The following is a 22,178-nucleotide window of genomic DNA, read 5'->3' as shown; positions in this document are numbered from 1 at the left end:
TTACACCTCAACCTTAGCAAGCACCTTAATGCCCACTTTAAAACTGCTTAAAGGGCGCTTAATAATCTGCATTAAGCCTGACTGGGTTTGCTGTTCGTTAGCGATAGGTGACACATACACAAAACCCTCTTTCTCAAATGCAATGGCGGCCGCTGATTTAGCAAGAAGTCCATTATCATCGACAAACCAAATATCACCTTGTTGCGAAATAGCCGATGAAGGTAATTGCCATAAATTGCTTAATGTTTTACCGTTGATTTGTGCTTTTACAAAGGTGCCAGGGTATAAGTCAGCTTGTTGTGCAAGTGGATTATCAACCACCACAATTAATGACCGTTGACGACTGGTTTGGGTTAAATGTTGCTCTACACGCTCAATATAACCTTGCCACTGGTTATGCCCATTAGCACTGTACAAGGTGACATTCCAAGGGGTTTTAGCCAGTTCAGCATTATCAAAATCGGGTAGGTTTTGCCATTGTAAATCAGACAATGGGACATTAATTTCCACTTCTGCAATACTGTATAAGGTGCCAAGCTGAGTGCCTGCTTGAACATAACTGCCAGGTTGAATATCACGGCTCACCACCAGCGCATCAAACGGTGCGGTAATGTTGGTGTACGCCACGTCTTGCTTGGCTTTTTTAAGCGCTAACTTGGCATTTTCTAATGCTGCGGTGGCTTGAGCCAGTTGCGGAGTTCTTAGTACTAATGGAGAGGCTGGCTCGCCAGACAAACCTGAACGTAACCATTCTGATTTAGCTTGCTCCCCTTCACGTTGTTCTTCTAATAAATCAAGTTCAGCTTGAGCAACATCGGTTTGCGCTTGGGTTAAAGCTTGTTGGTAACTGATGTCATTAATCTGGCCTAATACAGTGCCTTTTTTAATAACCTGACCGGATTCAAACTGACGTGAAACACTGTCAATCTTGCCACTTATTTCGGCACTCAAGGTTAGCTCATAGCGCGGTGTTGCTTCACCAAAACCAATCACTTCAGCTTGATATTCTTGTCCACTTACAGCCACTACACCCACTTGTGGTAATAATGATACCGCTGTAGTTGTGGCTACTGGCTTTTCAATTTTCTCTACCTCTGGCGCTTTTTGATTAGGCGACGGCGGTAAGTGCGATGCGGTATACCCTACTGCAACAAAAATACTGCCCAATGATAATACAGTGACAATAACGTTTAGACGATTAAGCTTCATGCGATACCCCTAAGCCCAACGCTAGGCCTAAATCAATTCGGTTTATAAGACGGTTATAAATAGTGTTGGCAAGCTGTGCTTCAACATCAAAGGTTTGTTGCTGTACCGTAAGTAAATCAAAAATATCAACTAAGCCTTGGCGATACTTTTGCTCATAACTCACAAAGCTACGTTGAGCACTGAGTCGAGCGTCGGTTAAATGCTGTTGTTGTTTAGCAAGGGAGTACTCTTGGCCAACGGTGTTTTCAACTTCGTTAACCGCATTTAATAAGGTTTCTTGGTATACCCAATAACGCTGCTCAGTAGTTAACTGCGCTAACTCCGCTTGTGATGTTAACTTTCCTCCTTGAAACAAAGGTGCAGATAACTGCCCAAGCACACTCCATAATGGTCCCGTTAATAAAGCATCACTTGGCGACTCGGCCATGTCGGTTAAACTGGCCGACAAACTGATCGAAGGCAACATGGCTTTATAGGCGGCATCAGTACGTAATGCTTCGGCTTCAATATTGTAAAATGCGGTTTTAATGTCAGGACGTTGACTCAGGTTTTGTTGCCCCAGCGAGCTAATAGGATTTAATACAGTAGGAAATGCTGCGGCAATATTTACGGCTAAATCGTTACCGGTCCATTGTCCGGTAAGTAAGGTTAAATCACGCTTACTTTGGGCGAGTTGTTCTTGATAGTCCGCTAACGTTGCTTTTGTGCTGGCAGCACTGGTATTGGCATTATCAAGGTCTTCTAAACTGCCTAAGCCAACACGGTAACGCGCCAAAATCAGTGCTTGGTTGTTTTCTAATACCGCTAAACGCTGGGTTTCAATCGCCACAAGTTGTTGCTTAAGGCTAATGTCTAACCAGCTGCGCATCACGTTGGCAGCCACTAAGTCTTGCGCACTTTGTAGACTAGCTTGCGTACTGGCAATGTCTTTTAATGCAGCGTTGCTGCTGTCAGCTATTTTTTGCCATAAATCCAGCTCCCAACTCACGGTAATATCAGTAGTGTAACTGTCATCACTATCTTCTGTTGACGATCCACTAAAGCTAGCATCCACTGTTGGTAAGCGGCTTGCAGAGGTAATACCGTGTTGAGCATAAGCCATATTTAATGCCACCACGCTTTGTTGCAAGCTAGGATTGTTCTCTAGCGCCGTAGTAATAAATTGCTGTAACTCAGGCACATTAACCAAGTCAGTAAGTTGTGCTAGCGATTGCTCTGGTACCTCGTTAGCATTTGATGTCGCCAATAATTGTTCAATTAAGCGTTGACTAATATCGGTTTGATTTTGACTGGCTTGGTCGGCGTAATTGACATTATCGACAGCGCTGCAGCCCAATAAGCTCGCCACGAATAGTGCAAGCATTGCTTGTTGTACAGCGGGTTTTGCTTTCATCAAATACCTCTCCAAACTTGTGTCTTGCACAATAATGGCTACAGCATACAGATGAGTGGGTTAAGACGAGGTTAAGGTGGGGATAAGCTTTCTCTTGAATAAGCGTTTGCAACATGGACCACTTTCTAGTGGTATGTTCATCAACTCGAACGGATCACCTTAGAACAACTCAGCAAAGATCACTGAGCAGTTCTCTATTGAATACACTAAAGAACCGCAAAAAACGGCGTTAATTCTTAATAAAGGGCATTTTTGCTCTAATGCCCCTTCAACCGCCGACTCAATGCACTTTGACTGATACCGAGTATCTGCGCTGCTGCGGTTTGGTTATTGGCTGTTCGACTCATTGCCTCGTCCATTAAAGCCTGATTCATTTGTGCAATTGTGGGTAAGGATTTAGGAAAGATAATTCTGTCTTGTGGGGGTTCAGTCAATGACTTGTGTTCGTTGATGGCTTCCATAAAAGCTGAGGTATTAAGTGCTATGCCATCGCTGCGACTGACGGCATCAAATACCATTCCTTTTAGCTCGTGTAGATTGCCGGGGAAGTCATAGTTAGCTAATTTAGAGGCTAAATCTGCCGGTTGAATTGGCGCAGGTAGATTCATTTCAGCTGCTGCTAAAGCGATAAAATGATTGATCAACATAGAGATATCTAACTTGCGCTCAGCTAATGGCGGTAATTTAATTTTATGGGCGCGTAAACGGTAGAGTAAATCGCTCCTAAACTCACCTGCTTGATGAAGTTTTAGTAAATCATCTTGAGTCGATACGACAAACTTACATTTTACTGGGTAAGCAGTGTCGCTACCTAGAGGATAATATTTTCTAGTTTCAAACACATCTAAAAGCTTAACTTGGGCATCAAGTGACAAGGCGCCAATTTCGTTAAGATAAAGCACTCCTCTACCCACTTGATGTAATAACCCAGCAACGGCTTCTAATTCACCATTATTATGGTGATACAGTTGGCCACACATTTTTTGTTCAAACACCTCGCTACTAATGCCCGCTAAATTAATACTAATAAAGGGTTCATTCGGGCTGTAAAGTGCATGGCAAGATCGAGCAAATTCGCTTTTACCTGTGCCGCTAGCACCATAAATTAATAACGGTTCAGAACTAAATGATACTGCTTCAAGATAACGGAATTGATCTAATAACTGTGGCTCGCAAGTAAGAATATTATTGAATGCTTGTGGGTTATCTAAAGTGCGACTTAAAAACTTCTCTTTGATATAAAGGTAGTTTCTTTCAAGTCCGACAACTTCAAGTGCTCGGCGTACTGTGCGTGCAAGGTCATCGACATTATCTGTTTTGATAAAGTAGTCGTAGGCACCATTTTTAATGCAACGTACTGCTGTATCAACCTCATTAACCCCCGTGACAATTATGACGCGAGTATTGGGGAAATTACTGCGGATCATGCCTAATAACTCTTCACCAGAGTGAAATGGCATAGTGAGATCAACTAGCACTAGCGCATAATCACCCACTTGTAAGCGACTTTCTACCTGGCGACTATCAACACAGGTGTCAATCTCGGCTTCGGGAACCAAACGATTAAGGGTCACCGCTAGCGTGCGTAACCAAGGGGCTTCATCGTCGACTAAGAGAATATTTCTAGCGAGTTTCATTTATTATCCTATTGTACCAATGCGAAAGTCAGGCGAATTTGTGTACCTTTGCCAATACTCGACTGTATCTGCATTTCTCCATGGTGTTCTTTAATTATTTTACTGCATACCGATAAACCTAAGCCACTGCCACCTTCGTTTCGCCGAGTGGTAAAGAAGGGTTCAGTTATACGTTTTAACGTTGCACTGTTCATCCCGCAACCATTATCTTTAATACTCAATATGGCAATATCGTCTTCTATACTTGTCTCGATTACTATCGCGCCTTGCTCTGCAAGACAGGCATTACAGGCATTTTGAATAAGATTAATTAACACCTGATGTAATTGTTGAGCGTCGCCTTTAATCATAGGGCTGGATTCACTTAGCTTTAAGGTAATTTGATGATATTTGGTTTGATTAGCGGTAAGACGCTGGGCGACTTGAACCACATCATTAAGACAAACTTGAGTATATTCATCAGCAATATGAGGCATGGCATAACGCTTTAAATCATTAACTATTCGGCTGATGCGTTTAGAGCCCTCTTCGATAGTACCGCAACTATGTTGCAGCTCATCTATAGCGACATCTGGGGGTAAGCCTGCAATAAGCCAGAAAGGATTTTGTTTCTGGTAATGAGATGCCGCTGGGGTTAAATCTTTTATTGCGGCGGTAAAAAGAGATACCGCGTGTACAATTAAGCCGGTTGGATTATTGATTTCGTGGGCAATACCCGCAGACAACTCACCTAACGAGGCTAAACGGCTGGCTTCTTCATTGGCTTGTCGCAATCGATGCTGCTCTGTTGACTCGGCAAGTAGAATAACTACCTGCTCTTGAGCAATAGGGTGAATTTGTAATTGCCAAAATTGTTGTTGATACACCATATCAGCAGTAAGTGATTTTTGGCTAGTTAACACATCAAGCACTGCCATTCTAAGTATAAAAACATCATGATCGATATAGTAAAATTCATCAGAAACTAACAAATGGATATTGTTATCATTACTCCACAAATGCTGGAGCTCTTTATTGACTATGGTTACTCCGTCGGGGATACCATCAAGCACAGATTGGAACTGCTTCGACAATTCGGATATCTCAGCTTCAATACGCTTACGTTGAATTAATTCAGCATCGAGCGCTTTTGTATGGCGACGTAAACTGGCGCTAATAAATCCTGTGTATACCAAGCCTACAGCCGAAATAATGGCGACCAATATCACGAAAGCAAACAAGCGATTATCGGTAGATGTTAAATCCACTTTTTCACGCCCAGTGCCAAACCATTTGTTAACCAATTGGTCGTATTCACCTGATATTTTTAGTTGTCTAAGCGCTTCATTAATTTGGTACATCTGTTTGGCTTTTGTACCATTAGCGACAAAGTTAAATGCACCATAAATTAATGCATCACTTGAACTACGAACTGACGGATAAAGCGGAAGTAAACGTCGTGCAACAAAGCTTTCGGCAATAACCACATCGACTTGGTTTTTAGTGAGTAATTTAAAGCCCGTTTCATATAAGTCTACATCTACACGATCAAAATTTTGCAGATGATCTGATAAAAAAACCTCAACAAAAGCCCCTTTTTTAATGGCAACCCGCTTACCCACCAGATCTGCCCAATTATTAATGAGTGCCTTACCTTGTAAGGTATACGCTTTAGCATGGGTGGCATAAATGGGATCTGACTGCGCTAATTGGCGGTCTATATTGACAGGGCTAACAACGGCAATAACGTCAATATCACTATTAGGATTATGAACATCTTTTACTAACTGCTGAAAACTTTTGCGCCGAACAATGATCCGCTTATCAGTAAGTTGACCAATTCTATTCATCAACTCAACGTTAAAGCCTTGGTCCACGCCGTTGTTGCGCCACTCTAATGGTGCGGTATTTGAATGCACGCCAAATACGATGCTTTCTTGAGCCAGCACCGGTAAGGATATCGTGATAAGTAAAAGGAATAAAAATCTCATGGAGAGATGATACACACCAGCCTCAGGTGAAACTGTGCTGCATTGCTCGAATTAGCAAATCGTTAAGTACGTTTTGCCTATAACACTAACTTAATGTGATCTAGCTCTACCTACGCTATGCAAAATTGCATATACCCCCTTAGAGTTATGCATCTTTGCATGGACTGTTTATATGCTTGTGATTGAGACGCCATTTCCGCACCTCTTTGTGGTTATCTTATTGCGGGTATGAACACCATAGGTAAAACTGCTTGTGAGCAAAAGTAATAGCTGATCAAATCGATACTTAATTTGGACAGCACCTTATTTAAAGTGAAGTGATTGTCATTTCACCTTGGTATAACAACGAGAGTGCTTCTATAGTTAATGCACTAAGCGTCACTAACTATAGAAGGGGGAGCAAAAATGAAAAAGATGAAACTTGCAGTCTGTCTTGCCACATTAATGGGCACAGCAGGCCTAATGGGCAATGCTGTTGCGGCTGATAATTTAGCCGAATTCCATGAACAAAACCAAGAGTGTGATAGCTGTCACCAGCCAGATGGTGAATTATCAAATGATAGCTTAACCTATGAGAATGCACAGTGTGTTTCTTGTCATGGCACATTGGCTGAAGTAGCAGAGTCTACCAAACATGAACATTATAATGCTCATGCATCCCATTTTCCTGCCGAGCCAGCATGTACTACATGCCACAGCGCTCACGAAAAATCTATGGTTTACTGTGATTCTTGCCATAGCTTCGATTTCAACATGCCATATGCTAAGAAGTGGGAACGTAACGAACCTACAATTGCTGAATTGGCCAAAGATAAATCAGAACGTCAGGCTGCTCTTGCTAGCGCACCTCACGATACTGTTGACGTAGTGATTGTCGGTTCTGGCGGCGCAGGTTTCTCTGCTGCAATATCTGCAACTGATAATGGCGCTAAAGTTATTCTTATTGAGAAAGAGCCAGTTATTGGTGGTAATGCTAAATTGGCCGCTGGCGGTATGAACGCGGCTTGGACTGACCAACAAAAAGCGAAAGACATTAAAGATAGCCCAGAGTTAATGTACAAAGACACCATGAAAGGTGGTCGCGACTTAAACGATCCAGCATTGGTTGAAATTTTAAGTTCACATTCTAAAGCTTCTGTTGATTGGATGACTGGAATGGGCGCCGATTTAAATGATGTTGGCCGTATGGGTGGCGCATCAGTTAACCGTGCACACCGTCCAACTGGTGGTGCTGGCGTTGGTGCTCATCTTGTTCAAGTGCTTTATGATAATGCTGTTAAACGCAATATCGACTTACGCATGAACACTCGTGGTATTGAAGTCCTTAAAGATGATAACGGTAAAGTTAAAGGTCTCCTCGTTAAAGGTATGTACAAAGGTTATTACTGGGTGAAAGCCGATGCTGTTGTATTAGCAACAGGTGGTTTCGCTAAAAATAACGAGCGGGTATCTAAACTTGATCCTAAATTGAAAGGCTTTATCTCTACTAACCAACCTGGTGCGGTAGGTGATGGTCTAGATGTTGCTGAAAATGCCGGTGGCGCATTGAAAGACATGCAGTATATCCAAGCTCACCCAACACTATCTGTTAAAGGTGGCGTAATGGTCACTGAAGCGGTACGTGGTAATGGTGCCATTTTGGTTAACCGTGAAGGTAAGCGTTTCGTTAACGAAATCACTACTCGCGATAAAGCATCTGCAGCAATCTTAGGACAAACTGGTAAATCAGCGTTCTTAATCTTCGATGATTCTGTCCGTAAATCATTGTCTAAAATTGATAAGTATATTGGTTTAGGTGTTGCACCAACTGCTGATAGTTTAGTTAAATTAGGCAAAATGGAAGGCATTGACGGTAAAGCATTGACTGAAACCGTTGCGCGTTACAACACCTTAGTTGCTAGTGGTAAAGACACTGATTTTGAGCGTCCTAACCTACCTCGTGCACTAAACGAAGGTAACTACTATGCAATCGAAGTGACTCCTGGTGTTCACCACACTATGGGTGGCGTGATGATCGATACTAAAACAGAAGTGATGAATGCTAAGAAACAGGTTATACCTGGTTTATATGGTGCTGGTGAAGTTACCGGCGGTGTTCATGGTGCTAACCGCTTAGGTGGTAATGCCATTTCAGATATCATCACCTTCGGTCGCTTAGCGGGTGAAGAAGCAGCTAAATACTCTAAAAAGAACTAATCTTCTTTAGAGACTAACTTACTGACTAGTAACATATTATGTGTAAAGTAGTGTAGATAAGTTCCTCAAAGGTGTTATCACGAACACCACTAAAAGCCACAGCCAAGCGCTGTGGCTTTTTTATACCTCATAATTTATAAATAAGTCTTGTCGCTATCACATTACTGATTTGAGCAGCTCAGAACATCTGAGGTTTTACAATTCAAAGCGTATTAACATACGAGAAAGGTTACTCTCCTTTTCGTTAATACCATGCGGAAATGGAATATAAAAAAGGTCACGCTATGGTGACCTTTTCATTTTTAACTGTTTATATAATGCTATAAATTGATAGGTAAATTACCAGTATCCCAACACCTTCCACCAAAGCCCACCAACCACACCCCAAACGGTTAAGTTAACAATACTCATAATGAAGCCCATTACCCACCAATTTTCCATCGACACATAACCAGAGCCAAAAATAATCGGTGAAGTACCTGTAGCATAATGGGTTAATGACATCATTAACGATGAGGCACCCGCTAATAGCAAACCAAGATACAATGGCGGCGCGCCTAGCGCTAAACCGGCAGCATAAAAGGCAGCAAACATTGCAGTAATATGAGCCGTTGTACTAGCAAAGAAGTAATGCGCGTAAAAGTAAACCACCACTAATATAATCGCAGACACCATCCAGCCAACACCAAGTTGATCAATATTGCTCTCAACAACCCCAGAAAACCATGCCACTAAGCCTAACTTACTCAAAAAGGTCGCCATCATTACCAATGCTGAGAACCAAACAACGGTATCCCAAGCTGACTTTTCTTTAAGCACATCTTGCCAATTTAAAACACCACTGATTAATAAAATAGATAAGCCTAAAAAAGCCACCGCGGTAGTATTAACCGCATAATCAGCGCCCAATATCATTGCTGGCACACCCGCCCACAAAATCAACAGAAGTGAAAAAACACTAATCATGACTTTTTCACCGTAGGACATAGGCCCCATTTCAGTTAATTTAGACTTAGCAAAGTCTCTTGCGTTTGGGGTGCTTTTGATTTCTGGCGGGTAGACGGCATATACAATCAACGGCACTAGCCCAATACAAACCAAACCAGGTAAAAGTGCTGCAAGCGCCCATGTTCCCCAAGTAATACTGATATCAGATCCAGTAGCATCTGCAATAAGCTTAACGATTAATGGATTGGGCGCTGTCGCAGTAATAAACATCGCCGAGGTAATAGGATTTATATGGTAGTTAACCAAAGCAAGATAATGACCAATTTTACGCGATGTGCCTTCTTCTGGAGATGAACCAAAACTGGTGGCGATAGACTTCATAATGGGATGAATAATCCCGCCACCTCGAGCGGTGTTACTGGGTGTTACCGGCGCAATGACGAGTTCCGACAGCGCCAATGCATATCCAATACCAATGGTTTTTCGACCAAATAGTGAAATAAAGTAATAACCGATGCGATTTCCTAAACCGGTTTTAACCAAACCACGAGAGATAATAATCGCAATACCAATCAACCAAATTAATGAATTAGAAAAACCACTTAACGCATCTTTAATCGCATCAGAAGGGTTATCATTTGTTACCCCTGTTAGTGCTACTAAAGTGATCGCCAAAATGGCAATAGCACCAATTGGCATAGCCTTGCCAATAATGGCCACAACAGTACCAATAAATAACGCCAGTAAATGCCATGCATTTGCTGTCACCCCTTCAGGGGGAGGCACAATAAACCAAAGCAATAAGATAATTGCAATTGAGATCAACCCAGGAACCACTCGAGTATCAGCGCCTTTCATTTCTACATCCTTAAATTTGAGAAAACACACTACTGCGAAACAGCGCAGGGATATTAGCCTCATACTAACTCACAATGAAAGAGGCCGTAGTGAATATTATTAGCATTACTGGTATAAGCCTTTCTGATAGCTGAATATTTTTTAGACAAAATGTAATAAGACTACAAAAATAATTATGCTTGCAACGGATGCTGCTACATCTTGTTCAATTTGGTCATAATCCCAATTGCTATTTTTTCTTTGAACAGGATATTCAGCTGGCTGCTTTACTCCATTGTTGGTGCTGGACTGAACTCCGCCAGCAAGCAGCATCTATATACCATCAGTGCCATGCTGTTAAGTGACTTATAAAACTTGCTGCGTAATATCGTTAGGCATCGCAAATAGCCAATAAAGAAACAGTAAAATACTGCTAATAAATATTCTTACTGGCTAACCATATGATTAAGTGGAGATAATTAAAGGTACGATTAATCACATAGCCAAAAGCCACAACCAAGCGTGGTGGCTTTTTTATTCATAAATGTCCTCATGTCTATCGCATTAATTAACCATCGATGGCAGAGTGAGTTTTCGAATAAACGTTCTGGTTAACTTGTTTCGATTTCAAAGGATAATAATGAAACAGTCTATAGTTCATATCGCGCTAGTGGTGAATGATTACGATGAAGCCATCGATTTTTATGTCAATAAATTGAAGTTTGATTTGATTGAAGACACCTATCAAGCAGAACAAGACAAGCGATGGGTCGTGGTGTCACCTCCAGGATCAAACGGGGTGTCTCTGTTGTTAGCTCGAGCATCTACACCAAAGCAACATAATTTTATTGGTAACCAAACTGGCGGACGGGTATTTCTTTTTTTGAATACTGACGATTTTTGGCGCGACTATAACCGCATGCAACTTGAAGGGATTAAGTTTGTGCGCCCGCCTCAAGAACAAGACTATGGCACAGTAGCTGTATTTGAAGATTTGTATGGCAATCTTTGGGACTTACTGCAGTTAAACGATAAACATCCCATATAGATAATTGAAAGCTACAGTATTCCAATAATGAGATTGCTAGTATTGATACTGATTTCCTACAACACAATACGTTTAGAAATGGCAACCATTGCAACAGAACTTAAAGTCGAACCGTTGTGAATATACTTTATCAATGCATTGTACTTAATTCCAGATGAGTTTATTTTTCAGTGATGGCCCAAGCCTAGGAACAATCCCTAAAAATCTCAAGATAATGAGATGAAATGGTAAATGGCTAATTTTACTTGAACAAAGGAAAAGAAAATTTTATCCGAAGGCGGTACTCAAACAGACGATAAAATGTCATTCACTATTAAGCGAATGGCATTAAGTTAATTAGCATTATTTTTGCCTGTACTGAACGAGAATAATTGCTGAATTAAAATTAATTAGCACAAAAATAACTTAAGGCGTAACGTAAAATGCAGAAGTAAAAATTGGCTTATATCATGCAAAAAATGAAACCAGTTTTGAACAAAATTTAGTGTTAACAAAATAACAGAATCTAGCTTAAATAAGCTAGCAAAATACCAACCGTTGGGTATGAATAGATACTAATACGCCAATTGGTAAAGTCTTTTGAGGGCAGTAGCAAACTACTTATTACAGGTGCTCAAAATGTTACAACTGGTTAAAAAAATCATGCCATTTTTAGGTGTGTTTTTATTTATTGTAGCGATACTTGTTGTCCATTATGAGCTTGATAACGTGAGCTATGCCACCATAGTTTCAACGATTAACCTCACCTATCTCAGTACATTTTTATTGGCCCTCTTCATCACTTTAATCGATTATTTAACCCTTACTTGTTACGATTTTTTAGGGTTAAAGTACTTAGGTAAACAACTCCCTAAAGGCAAAGTGGTTTTAGCGTCGATGATTGGTTTTTCAATTAGTAATAATATTGGTCACGCCCTTATTTCAGGCCCGTCAGTCCGTTATCGTTTTTATAGCATATTAGGCATTACTGGTATTGAACTCATAAAACTATCCATTTTTATTAGTATCATGTTTTTTTTAGGCACATTAACACTCGCAGTGCTTGCTTATATAATACTGATTAATCAGGATATTGTTACAATAACCACCAATAATGCGGTTAACTGGGTGATTTATCTTGCGGCGGTAAGTCTCATTGCATATTGGGTGCTGATACTCACAAAAAAAACACCTTTCTCTTTTAAAGGTTTTGAAATTACCTTACCAAGCATCAACATGACACTCGCTCAAACAGCTATTGCTGCTGTAGATTTGATTTTAGCTTCTAGCGTGCTGTTTATTTTTCTACACCAACACATTGATATTTCTTTCATTACTTTTTTATTGGTTTTTCTAATCGCTCAGGCTGTAGGTTTGTATAGCCAAGTACCCGGAGGTTTGGGCGTTTTTGAAGCGGTATTTATCTCTTTATTAGGCCACGCATTCCCTGCCCAAGAATTAATATCAGCGATGATCTTGTATCGTATTACTTATTATTTCATACCACTGTTATTATCTGGCATTGCCATTCTTTGTTTTGAGTTTTCTGTCCGCTTGAAAAACATCAATAGTGCTGTCGGAAATGCATCACGCCTAATCACCCAAAATACTCCACAAGTCTTTGGGTTATTGATGCTGCTTGCTGGCGGAATAATGCTATTTTCAGGTGCGACGCCAAGTGATAGCCAAGTGATGAATGGATTGCGAAAAATTATTCCGCTTTCTGTGGTTGAAATATCATACATATTAAACAGTATTGTGGGGATGTTGTTATTACTGCTGGCTGGGGCTGTAAGACGGCGCGTAAATGCCTCTTACTATGCATCTATTACACTACTTTGCGCCGGCGTTATATTGTCATTAACTAAAGGAGGCGATTGGCAAGAAGCACTCATTATTGGCACCATGTTATTGTTGATGTTACCCACGCGATCACATTTTTATCGAGAGTCTACACTTATCGACTCCGCCTTTTCTAACTCGTGGTTTATTCTTATAATACTGATAGCTGTATCAACAATTTGGATCGGTTTTTTTTCATTTAAACACGTCGAATATCATAATAGATTATGGTGGCAGTTTGCATTTAGTAACGACGTATCACGCTTTTTGCGCTCAAGCATTATTATTATTGCTATTTTAATCGCTTATATAGCCTTAAAATTATTGCGTAGCCCCAAAGCTAGATATGTAGCCCCTCGTCCAGAATTGCTTCAAACATTGTTGCCTCTAATAAAAGGCGCCAATGACACTAACCCTCACTTAGCCTTACTTGGCGATAAACTCATTTTAATCGGTAAGGATAACCAATCGTTTCTAATGTATGGCGTGACGGCTAAATATTGGATCGTCATGGGTGATCCAGTCGGTTGCCCAATACAACAACAAGATCTGTTATGGCAGTTACGAGATATGGCGGATAAAAAATCGGCTAAGTTGGCATGCTATCAAATATCTAAAGTTAACCTACCTTTTTATTTAGACATGGGATTAGTGATCATCAAACTAGGAGAAGAAGGTAAGGTAAATCTTACTGAATTTAGCTTAGAAGGCTCTTCCCGTAGTCGTTTACGCCAAGCCGATAATAAGATGAAAAAACTGTCAAATATCAGTTTTGAAGTGTTAAATTGCTCGCAGGTTTCTGAACATTTAGTGGAGTTAAAAAACGTTTCTGATCAATGGTTAGAAAATAAATCGACCCACGAAAAACAATTTTCGCTGGGATTTTTCAATGAAAGTTACATTGTAAAAACTCCTTGCGCCGTTGTAAAAAAAGATGACCTCATTGTGGCCTTTGCTAACTTATGGCAAACAGACAATAAAAATGAGTTATCCATCGATTTAATGCGTTTCACAGATGAGGCACCTACAGGCGTGATGGAGTGGTTAACCATAAAATTGATGCTATGGGGCAAGGAGCAAGGCTATCAACACTTTAATATGGGCATGGCACCTTTATCTGGATTAGACACCCATGAATTAGCACCGCTATGGCACAAAGTTGGCCATATTATCTTCGAAAGCGGCTGTGAATTATATAACTTTGAAGGATTACGTCGTTATAAAGAAAAATTTGACCCTACTTGGGAATCTCGCTATTTAGCATTACCAAACAGCTTAAGTTTACTGCCGGTAATGCTCAGCATAACAAGCTTAATCTCTGGTGGAACATTCATGGGAGCGTTGAAGAAATGAGTAAACTGATTTTCATACTGATATTAATAATCTCTAGTGCGGTGCAAGCAGAACAACAGGAAATCGTTAATTACGGTGGGTTTGGCGACATCCATATTTACAATCATAATCAAAAACCAACCCAGTTAGTGTTATTTGTGTCCGGCGATGGTGGCTGGGATATCGGTTTTATCGATATGGTAAAACAGTTAGCCACAACTGGGGCAATGGTTGCAGCGATTGATATTACCCATTACTTAAAAGTCATTGGTAATGAAAAAGGAAAATGCTCTTATCCCGCTGCAGACTTTGAATCACTTAGCCAATATTTACAGCAAAAATATCAGTTTAGACAATACTCCCTCCCCGTTTTAGTTGGGTACTCTTCTGGTGCAACATTAGTTTATACCGTACTGGCTCAGTCACCTCCAAACACATTTCAAGGCGGAATTAGTTTAGGATTCTGCCCTGACTTGCTGCTGGATAAACCGCTATGTCAAGGCAATGGAAGTCTTTCATGGCGCAAGGACCCTAAACTTAAAAATAACTACTTATTCGATATCAATAAGCAGTTACCGAGTGCTTGGTTTGCGTTACAAGGAGAGAATGATCAAGTTTGTAATGCTCAAATCACCAAAGATTACGTTGAAAAAGTCGGTAATGGAAACATAGTGATGTTACCCAAAGTTGGCCATGGATTTGCGGTTACAGAAAATTGGTTTTCCCAATTTCAGCAAGCATTTAATCAATTAGCGGCTAAAGAATTGAAAACTGATGCCACTATTAAGCCAGACAGCTTAAATGATTTACCCCTCATTGAATTACCGACCACCAGCAATAAAAACCAGCCACTTGCGATTATATTAACCGGTGATGGCGGTTGGGCTGGTATAGATAAGTCAATTGGTGAAAGCCTCAATAAACAAGGGATCCCGGTTGTTGGTTTCAATTCATTACAGTATTTTTGGAATCGCAAATCACCCGAACAAGCAGCCTTAGATCTTGGCAATGTTATTAAATACTACACAAACCTATGGAGTCGAAAACAAGTGATACTTATTGGCTACTCTAGGGGAGCGGATGTATTACCTTTTATGAGAAATGGATTAACCATAAGCGAGAAAAACCTGGTAAAAGAAATGGTGGTACTTGGCCAGTCGAAAACTGTCGATTTTCAATTTCATGTTAGCGACTGGCTAATGGCAAATAATCATGATACTGAGTTAGCCGTGATACCAGAAATGCAGAAACTCACCGACCAAAATATTCTTTGTGTGTACGGTATCGATGAGAAACCACTCACCACATGTAGCCAATTAAACCCTGAAAACTTTCATATTGTCGAAATGTCAGGCGGACACCATTTTTCGGGTGATTACGAAAAGTTAGTCCACATTATTTTGGAACATATTCAATAAATAATGATTTAGCCTTGTCATTTAGTCTCGATAAATCATAATTTTGTATACATCATTCAGCCTGCAAAATAGATTTAATAAACCTCAACAGATTAAAGCAAAAGGGAGCGTTCACGCTCCCTTTATAGATAACAATCTGTATATTCTAGCGCGAAACACAAACGCTAAATCATTGGCTGAAAAGTTGACTAAATTCTTGAATTCGCTTTGCGTTAACACCCGCATCGCCTTTGCCAATCCGCGACACGCTGCGTAAATTAATGCGACTGCCCCGTTCTAATGTAGACACAACAACCACAACATCGTCAGCAAAATTGAAAAAAGGCGTTGTTGCCGTACTTTCAAAGCGCAGTGCTTTTGGGTCTTGATGGACAATCGTCCAACCCATGGTTTTCGCGACAGCTAATGCCTTTTGATAAGCCGCTTCAACCGATAAATCTGACGTAATAGGTTGAATATTAGGGAAAACTTGTCGTTGCTGCGCGGCGATATCTTCTCCACCATAAACCAAAGTATTTCTCGCTCCAATCCGGCTGTCAGTTAAAAACTCAAATTGCGGTGGCGATTGAATATTGGTAGTAATATCGTGAATAGGTGGGTATTTAACAGGGTTGCCCACCATTGCGATAATGCTTGGCGACAATATGCCCATGCCAAGTAATAATGCCACAATCGACTTAACCTTTCCCTTAGTACCACTGTTAGTAACAAGAGTGATAACCAATGCTACCAGTGCGACAACCACTACCACATACCCCAACAGGTTATTGTAATTACGACTGGCTATAAAGCCGACTATCGGCTCCCACAATCCCAGTGAAGAGCCAAACACCATTAAAGCAGCAACCAATACAGCGACTATGGCAACAATCAGCGCGATATTACCTATATTACTTTTTTGCATCACATCAATCCTTTATGTAACTCTAATTAACCCAGTGTATATTGACCTGGATTTACTGGAACTAATTTCTGAATAAAAAATATTCTAATTAATCTCAAATCGTCATGACTTCTGAACGAGATGACTTCAGATGAGGTGATTAACCGCTCACGCCACTGTTTTGGATACTTCACTCTTAATATGCCGTATTGGGGTCAAGTCCTAAGCGGCGCATGGTGCGGATTAAATTACTTCTGTCTAGCTTTAAACTCCTGGCAACGGCGGCTAAATTACCTCGTTCGTTCGCTAACACTGTTTGTATGATTTGTCGTTGGTACTCATCGGTTGAATCTCGTAGTCCAAGAGTTAATACCTGCGATAATGCGGCAGCGGCATTAGTGTCGCTGGTATTATCAATCTCGGCTATCGCTGGTGCTACAGAATGGCTCACAACGAACTCTGACCCGAGATGAACACGACTGATACTAATAATACTGGCATGACGCCCTTGCTCACTAGTGGCACGAAGTGCAGCACGGCTTAACACATGCTCTAACTCGCGCACATTACCAGGCCAATGATATTGCGTTAACTGATCAATTGCTGTTTGTTGTAATCTTAGTTTAGCGACCCCAAGCTGATGTTGGCTTTTTTCTAAAAAATAGCCCGCCAGCAAAATAACGTCTTTACCACGTTCACGTAATGGCGGCACTGGAAGAGGGTATACACTCAAGCGATGATATAAGTCTGCCCTAAAGCGACCTTCTTTGACTTCAAGCTGTAAATTACGGTTGGTTGCGGCCACAATTCTGACATCCACCACAATAATATTGTCGCTACCGACACGTTGAATTTCACCATTTTGCAATGCACGTAATAACTTAGCCTGTACCGCAAGTGGTAACTCACCCACCTCATCTAAAAATAACGTACCACCATCAGCCAATTCAAAGCGGCCACGACGATCGCTTACCGCACCAGAATATGCGCCTTTTACATGGCCAAATAGTTCACTTTCAACAATGCTTTCTGGCAATGCTGCACAGTTAATTTGCACTAGCAGTTGCTCACTGCGACGTGATTGCTGATGAATACTTTTGGCAACCAGCTCTTTACCCACACCAGTTTCACCAGTAATTAATACCGATAGATCGCTGGCGGCAACGGTATTTATCTCTGACAATAAATTCGTAATGACGGCACTATTACCAATAATAGTCGACGGTCCCGTTGTGGCTAACATGTGTTGAGCCACTTGATGGTTGCGCTCAACTTGAACCTCTAACGCTTCAATATGTTCACTGGTTTTAATAGCAGCAGCCACAGCAGCAATATAAGCGCGGGTTTCTGTTGGGTTAAGCGAATCAAAGCTACCCGCTTTCATCGCGTCTAGGGTTAAAACGCCCCAAGCTTTACCATCAATAAAAATGGTACTGCCCATGCAATCATGCACGTGTAATTGTTCACTACCATCATCGACTAAACCGTCGTAGGGATCGGGCAGTGTCGATTCAGCATCAAAGCGGGTAATGTGTGGGTTAGCCAAAATCTGCTGTAAACGTGGATGGTGGTTAATCGAAAACTGTCTGGCGAGAGCTTGTTGCTTTAACCCTACAACGGCTACTGGCACTAAGTGGTCATGTTTAAGTTTCAACAAGGCCACCACATCACATGGGATAGCGCGCTGAATCGCTAAAATCAGCCGTAAGTATCGTTCCGATTTTATCAGGTCACGATTTAAGTCTTCTACAATGTCTATAAAGGGAACAATATTCATAACAAGTCAAATCAACCTAATTTAGGTTAATTTGACATACTTATTGATCTAGGTCAAATTAACCTTTAGAGATTTTATCCTTTATAAATCAGGTTGATAAACATTGGCACGTTATGTGTAATGTCTAGAGATACAAGGTAATTGATTGAAGCTTATCGCTATTTTATATTCAAAAAGGAAATCATGAATGTTAGACACTGCAACTGTTCAAATTATTAAGGCTACCGTGCCAGCACTGCAAATTTACGCTAATGATATCACCAGTCATTTTTACCCATTACTGTTTGTACAGCATCCAGAAGTATTGCCTTATTTCAATCAAACTAACCAAGGCAAAGGCACTCAACCTAAAGCACTTGCTAACGCTGTTATCGCTTACGGTGCCAATATTGATGAATTAGGTAATTTGAGTGAAGCTGTCAGTAAAATTGTTCAAAAACATGTGGCATTGGGTATTTTGCCTGAACAATATGACGCTGTTGGCAGCTGTTTATTGCAGGCAATTAAAACCGTACTCGGTGATGCAGCAACAGACGAAGTCCTTGACGCTTGGGCCAAAGCTTACGGCCAATTAGCCAACATTTTGATTGCTGCCGAAGAATCAATTTACACGGATAACGAACAGAAAGCCGGTGGCTGGCGCGGCGAGCGTGACTTCACATTAGTTAAACGTGTAGATGAAAGTTCGGTTATTACCTCTTTTTACTTCCAACCCGCTGATGATAACGGCTTACCCAGCTTTGAAGCCGGACAGTTTTTAACCCTAGTATTTGACGATATTGACGGTGTATCGATGCGTCGTAACTACAGCTTGTCTGATGCTGCCGGTAAAGATTACTTAAGAATTAGCGTTAAACGTGAGCCAAATGGTGTGGTATCTAATCACTTACATGACAATATTAAGTTAGGCGATAAAGTAAAATTACGTGCCCCAAGTGGCGATTTCACCTTACGTAAAAACACCAAACCGTTAATTTTACTCACTGGCGGTGTAGGGATTACTCCTGCGATAAGCATGCTGAATACTGAAGCAGGTTCAGGCCGCGATATTCGCTTTATTCATGCGGCCATTAATAGCGATGTCCATGCGTTTAAACAGCATGTCGATCAACTTTCTACTGCCCACAACCACATTAAGCCGCTGTACATATACAGCCAGCCAGAACAAGGTTGCCAACCCCATGCAACAGGGTTTATTAATGCATCACTCATTGCAGAACAGTTACCTGCAGACCGCGATGTAGAATTCTACCTGCTCGGCCCGACTGGTTTTATGAAAGCCGCATTGGCCATCGCCACCAGCTTAGGTGTACCAGAAAACCAAATTCATTATGAATTCTTTGGCCCATCTGAAGCATTAACCGCTTAATAGCCCAATAAGCAAAAGCCCTGACCATTAGGTCAGGGCTTTTTATTAACCGGTAGAATTAATCTTATTCAATCATTTAAAACGGCATATCATCATCCCACTCGTTATCCCAATAATTATAAACATTGTCGAGTGAGTTAAGCTTAAATAAACTGGATAGCGCACATGGTCAAATCATCCTGAAATTCAGAAAAACCACAAAACTGTTTCATTTGCTGCTCTAGAAACTCCAGCATCGCCTCGGGTTCATCAGGTGCTGCGCTGATTGCTTTTTCTAAGCGATCGAAACCAAATAATTCTTTGTGGGCATTTTGTGTTTCGATGACCACGTCTGTATACACAAACAAGATATCACCCACATCAACACTAACCCGGTAAGTATCCCAATTTTGCTCACGCAGTACCCCAATCGGAATTCCACCTTGATCTAGGGCTACCAGCCTATTAGCTTTTTTCAAATACGCATGAGGATGGCCGGCATTAGCATAAATAAGTTCTTTTTCTTTGAAATTATAACGCAACACTGTGGCAGTTAAAAAACTGCCACGGGGCTTTTTAGTAAAAAAGTGTTGGTTAATATAATTAAGCACCTCTGAAGATGTGCTGTTTAAATCTTTAGGCTCAAAAGTACGTAAAATAGCATCTATCATCGCCGTTTCTACAGCAGCAGCAGGGCCATGCCCTGATACATCAGCAATAATCATTCCTACATCGCCTTGGGAATCTGGACGACTTTTACCAATATCAACTATATCTAAATAGTCACCACCCGCACCTTTCATTGCTTTATAGGTATAAGCCATTCTGACAGAACTAAGCTCAATACCTTTGTCTGGTAACATCAATTGTTGTAAGCGCGAAATTTCCTCTATCTCGTCACGGATCCATACTTGAGCCGCATTGAGTTGGGAAGACACTTCAGAAAACTGGAAGCTTTTTAACTGATACATTAACTTGAAATACAGAGCGCTAATATGGTGTGACTCATGCCCTGAGGGTGAATCAAGTAGGATAATACACTCATATAAGGTCGATTCTGTGCCAAAAGGCAGCCCCCAGCACATCTTGCCATCATCATTTAATGGCAATATTTCAGCAATATTGTGCTGTAATCGCAAGGTTTGAAACTGCTTATAGAGCTTACTGTAATGCTCATCGCATAAGGATGAAAAGTTACAGCTAATTTGGCCATTTTTTTTAATTAAGTAATAATTATATTCACTTAGCGTGAGGGCTAAATTCGTTTTAAACCATAACGTTTCATCTATGATGCTGTTAGCTAACGCTCTATCAATCTTCAAGGGCAACCTTATCCTTGAGCTAATTTAGCAGTAAGGGCTTCGTTTAAGCCACTGACACCACTTTTCTTTAAGGTGCTTTGGTAATCATTGCTAAAGGTGCGGATCATCGATAAACCTTCAGCAACAAAATCGTAAATTTTCCATTCATTATTTCGTTGATAAAGCTGATAAGAAACCGGAATGGTATTTTCTTTGGTATGAATTTCAGTATCTACCGATGCATAAACCTTTTTCTTAATGGTTTCGCTGGTGTAATCAACCGTTTGATTATCATATTGTTCTAACAATACAATATAAGTATCGACTAACACCCCTTTTAATAACACCATAAATTGACGTTTTTCAGTATCGCTAGCCTGTCTCCAGTACTTACCTAATACGCGTTGTGCCGAAGCTTGTATATCTACATGCTTTTCAATCACATCACTGAGTGATTGTTTTTTCTGTTCAACTGACAATGCGCTATCTGATGCAATACCAATGATATCTGCCACGCCCAATTTAACGCGTTCGGTCGGTTCTTGTGCCGCTAAAGCTAAAGACGGCATCACTAACATCATAAGTAAAAAAATTATCGATTTCATTATTTATCCTGACTAAACATATATTTGCTAATTAACTCTTCAATGCTGATAGATGATTCAGTATCAATAAACTCATCACCATCTTCCATATTAATATCTGAACCACCGCTAGATATTTTAAGAAATCTGTCACCGATAATGCCAGATGTCCGAATAGAGGCGACCGAGTCATCAGGTACCGTAATCGTATTATCTAATGACACTTTAACCACAGACTCATACGCTTTAGGGTCGTAATTAATTGATTGAATTAATCCAACGCGTACCCCAGACATTTCAACAAAAGCACCTTCTTTTAAACCTGAAGAATTTTCAAATTTAGCCACTAAGGTATATTTACCACTATTGGTAACCGATGCCCCGCCAATGGTAACAGACATAAATACCAAGGCCCCAATCCCGAATAACACAAACAGGCCGACGAGAAAATTGACGTAATTATTTTTCATTGTTAC

At 40.7% G+C, this 22,178-nt stretch carries 16 protein-coding genes; 5 read left to right on the top strand and 11 right to left on the bottom strand.

The genetic code is table 11. The features are described 5' to 3' along the window. The 4 genes from FCN25_RS11505 to FCN25_RS11490 form a co-directional block, all read right to left on the bottom strand. A complete protein-coding gene (locus tag FCN25_RS11505) occupies positions 1–1,209 on the bottom strand; it encodes an efflux RND transporter periplasmic adaptor subunit (protein ID WP_137224890.1) in 1,209 nt (402 codons plus the stop codon). Further along, the gene (locus FCN25_RS11500; RefSeq protein WP_137227390.1) at positions 1,199–2,602 is read right to left on the bottom strand and encodes a TolC family protein; all 1,404 of its coding nucleotides are present in this window, start codon (positions 2,600–2,602) and stop codon (positions 1,199–1,201) included. The genes FCN25_RS11505 and FCN25_RS11500 overlap by 11 nt, the downstream gene beginning before the upstream one ends. Positions 2,603–2,859: 257 nt before the next feature. Then, positions 2,860–4,239: a sigma-54 dependent transcriptional regulator gene (locus tag FCN25_RS11495; RefSeq protein ID WP_137224888.1), complete on the bottom strand. Its 1,380-nt coding sequence runs from the start codon at positions 4,237–4,239 to the stop codon at positions 2,860–2,862. Positions 4,240–4,247: 8 nt separating this feature from the next. Beyond that, entirely contained in the window at positions 4,248–6,209 is a 1,962-nt protein-coding gene (locus FCN25_RS11490; protein ID WP_137224886.1) for an ATP-binding protein, read from the bottom strand. A 405-nt stretch (positions 6,210–6,614) separates the two neighbouring features. Here FCN25_RS11490 and FCN25_RS11485 point away from each other — a divergent pair, with 405 nt between their 5' ends. Further along, positions 6,615–8,405: a flavocytochrome c gene (locus FCN25_RS11485; RefSeq protein ID WP_137224884.1), complete on the top strand. Its 1,791-nt coding sequence runs from the start codon at positions 6,615–6,617 to the stop codon at positions 8,403–8,405. 339 nt (positions 8,406–8,744) lie between these two features. Here FCN25_RS11485 and FCN25_RS11480 read toward each other — a convergent pair whose 3' ends face one another. After that, entirely contained in the window at positions 8,745–10,211 is a 1,467-nt protein-coding gene (locus FCN25_RS11480; RefSeq protein WP_137224882.1) for a DASS family sodium-coupled anion symporter, read from the bottom strand. Positions 10,212–10,352: 141 nt separating this feature from the next. Then, positions 10,353–10,523 (bottom strand): hypothetical protein, encoded by a 171-nt coding sequence (locus FCN25_RS20915; RefSeq protein ID WP_175405858.1) that lies wholly within the window; start codon positions 10,521–10,523, stop codon positions 10,353–10,355. 307 nt (positions 10,524–10,830) lie between these two features. Here FCN25_RS20915 and FCN25_RS11475 point away from each other — a divergent pair, with 307 nt between their 5' ends. From FCN25_RS11475 to FCN25_RS11465, 3 genes are all read left to right on the top strand, one after another. Beyond that, entirely contained in the window at positions 10,831–11,238 is a 408-nt protein-coding gene (locus FCN25_RS11475) for a VOC family protein (protein WP_137224879.1), read from the top strand. A gap of 618 nt (positions 11,239–11,856) precedes the next feature. Then, positions 11,857–14,412, top strand: a complete 2,556-nt coding sequence (gene mprF, locus FCN25_RS11470) for a bifunctional lysylphosphatidylglycerol flippase/synthetase MprF (protein WP_137224877.1) — start codon at positions 11,857–11,859, stop codon at positions 14,410–14,412. Then, positions 14,409–15,809 carry an AcvB/VirJ family lysyl-phosphatidylglycerol hydrolase gene (locus tag FCN25_RS11465; RefSeq protein ID WP_137224875.1) on the top strand — a complete coding sequence of 467 codons (1,401 nt, stop codon included), beginning with the start codon at positions 14,409–14,411 and terminating at the stop codon, positions 15,807–15,809. The genes mprF and FCN25_RS11465 overlap by 4 nt, the downstream gene beginning before the upstream one ends. A gap of 169 nt (positions 15,810–15,978) precedes the next feature. Here FCN25_RS11465 and FCN25_RS11460 read toward each other — a convergent pair whose 3' ends face one another. Together FCN25_RS11460 and norR are read right to left on the bottom strand one after the other, a co-directional pair. Further along, positions 15,979–16,713 (bottom strand): DUF1499 domain-containing protein, encoded by a 735-nt coding sequence (locus FCN25_RS11460; protein WP_254693632.1) that lies wholly within the window; start codon positions 16,711–16,713, stop codon positions 15,979–15,981. 175 nt (positions 16,714–16,888) lie between these two features. Continuing rightward, positions 16,889–18,469 (bottom strand): nitric oxide reductase transcriptional regulator NorR, encoded by a 1,581-nt coding sequence (norR, locus tag FCN25_RS11455; RefSeq protein WP_137224871.1) that lies wholly within the window; start codon positions 18,467–18,469, stop codon positions 16,889–16,891. 187 nt (positions 18,470–18,656) lie between these two features. Between norR and hmpA the strand changes: the two genes are divergently transcribed. Next, a complete protein-coding gene (gene hmpA / locus FCN25_RS11450) occupies positions 18,657–19,838 on the top strand; it encodes an NO-inducible flavohemoprotein (protein WP_137224869.1) in 1,182 nt (393 codons plus the stop codon). 143 nt (positions 19,839–19,981) lie between these two features. On the opposite strand, the gene FCN25_RS11445 is transcribed toward hmpA, so the two are convergent. Genes FCN25_RS11445 through mlaD form a run of 3 tightly spaced genes read right to left on the bottom strand, consistent with a single transcriptional unit; the run spans position 19,982 to position 22,172 of the window. After that, positions 19,982–21,139, bottom strand: coding sequence for a PP2C family protein-serine/threonine phosphatase (locus tag FCN25_RS11445; RefSeq protein WP_137224867.1), 1,158 nt, complete (start codon positions 21,137–21,139; stop codon positions 19,982–19,984). Positions 21,140–21,147: 8 nt separating this feature from the next. Continuing rightward, a complete protein-coding gene (locus FCN25_RS11440) occupies positions 21,148–21,723 on the bottom strand; it encodes a phospholipid-binding protein MlaC (RefSeq protein ID WP_137224865.1) in 576 nt (191 codons plus the stop codon). Then, on the bottom strand, positions 21,723–22,172 hold the full coding sequence (gene mlaD, locus FCN25_RS11435; protein ID WP_137224863.1) for an outer membrane lipid asymmetry maintenance protein MlaD: 450 nt from the start codon (positions 22,170–22,172) through the stop codon (positions 21,723–21,725). Before mlaD ends, FCN25_RS11440 begins: the two co-directional genes overlap by 1 nt. Positions 22,173–22,178: the final 6 nt, after the last annotated feature.

The sequence above is a fragment of the Shewanella sp. MEBiC00475 genome, assembly GCF_005234075.1.
GTDB lineage: Bacteria > Pseudomonadota > Gammaproteobacteria > Enterobacterales > Shewanellaceae > Shewanella > Shewanella polaris.
This window is presented reverse-complemented; position numbering and strand designations above follow the sequence as displayed.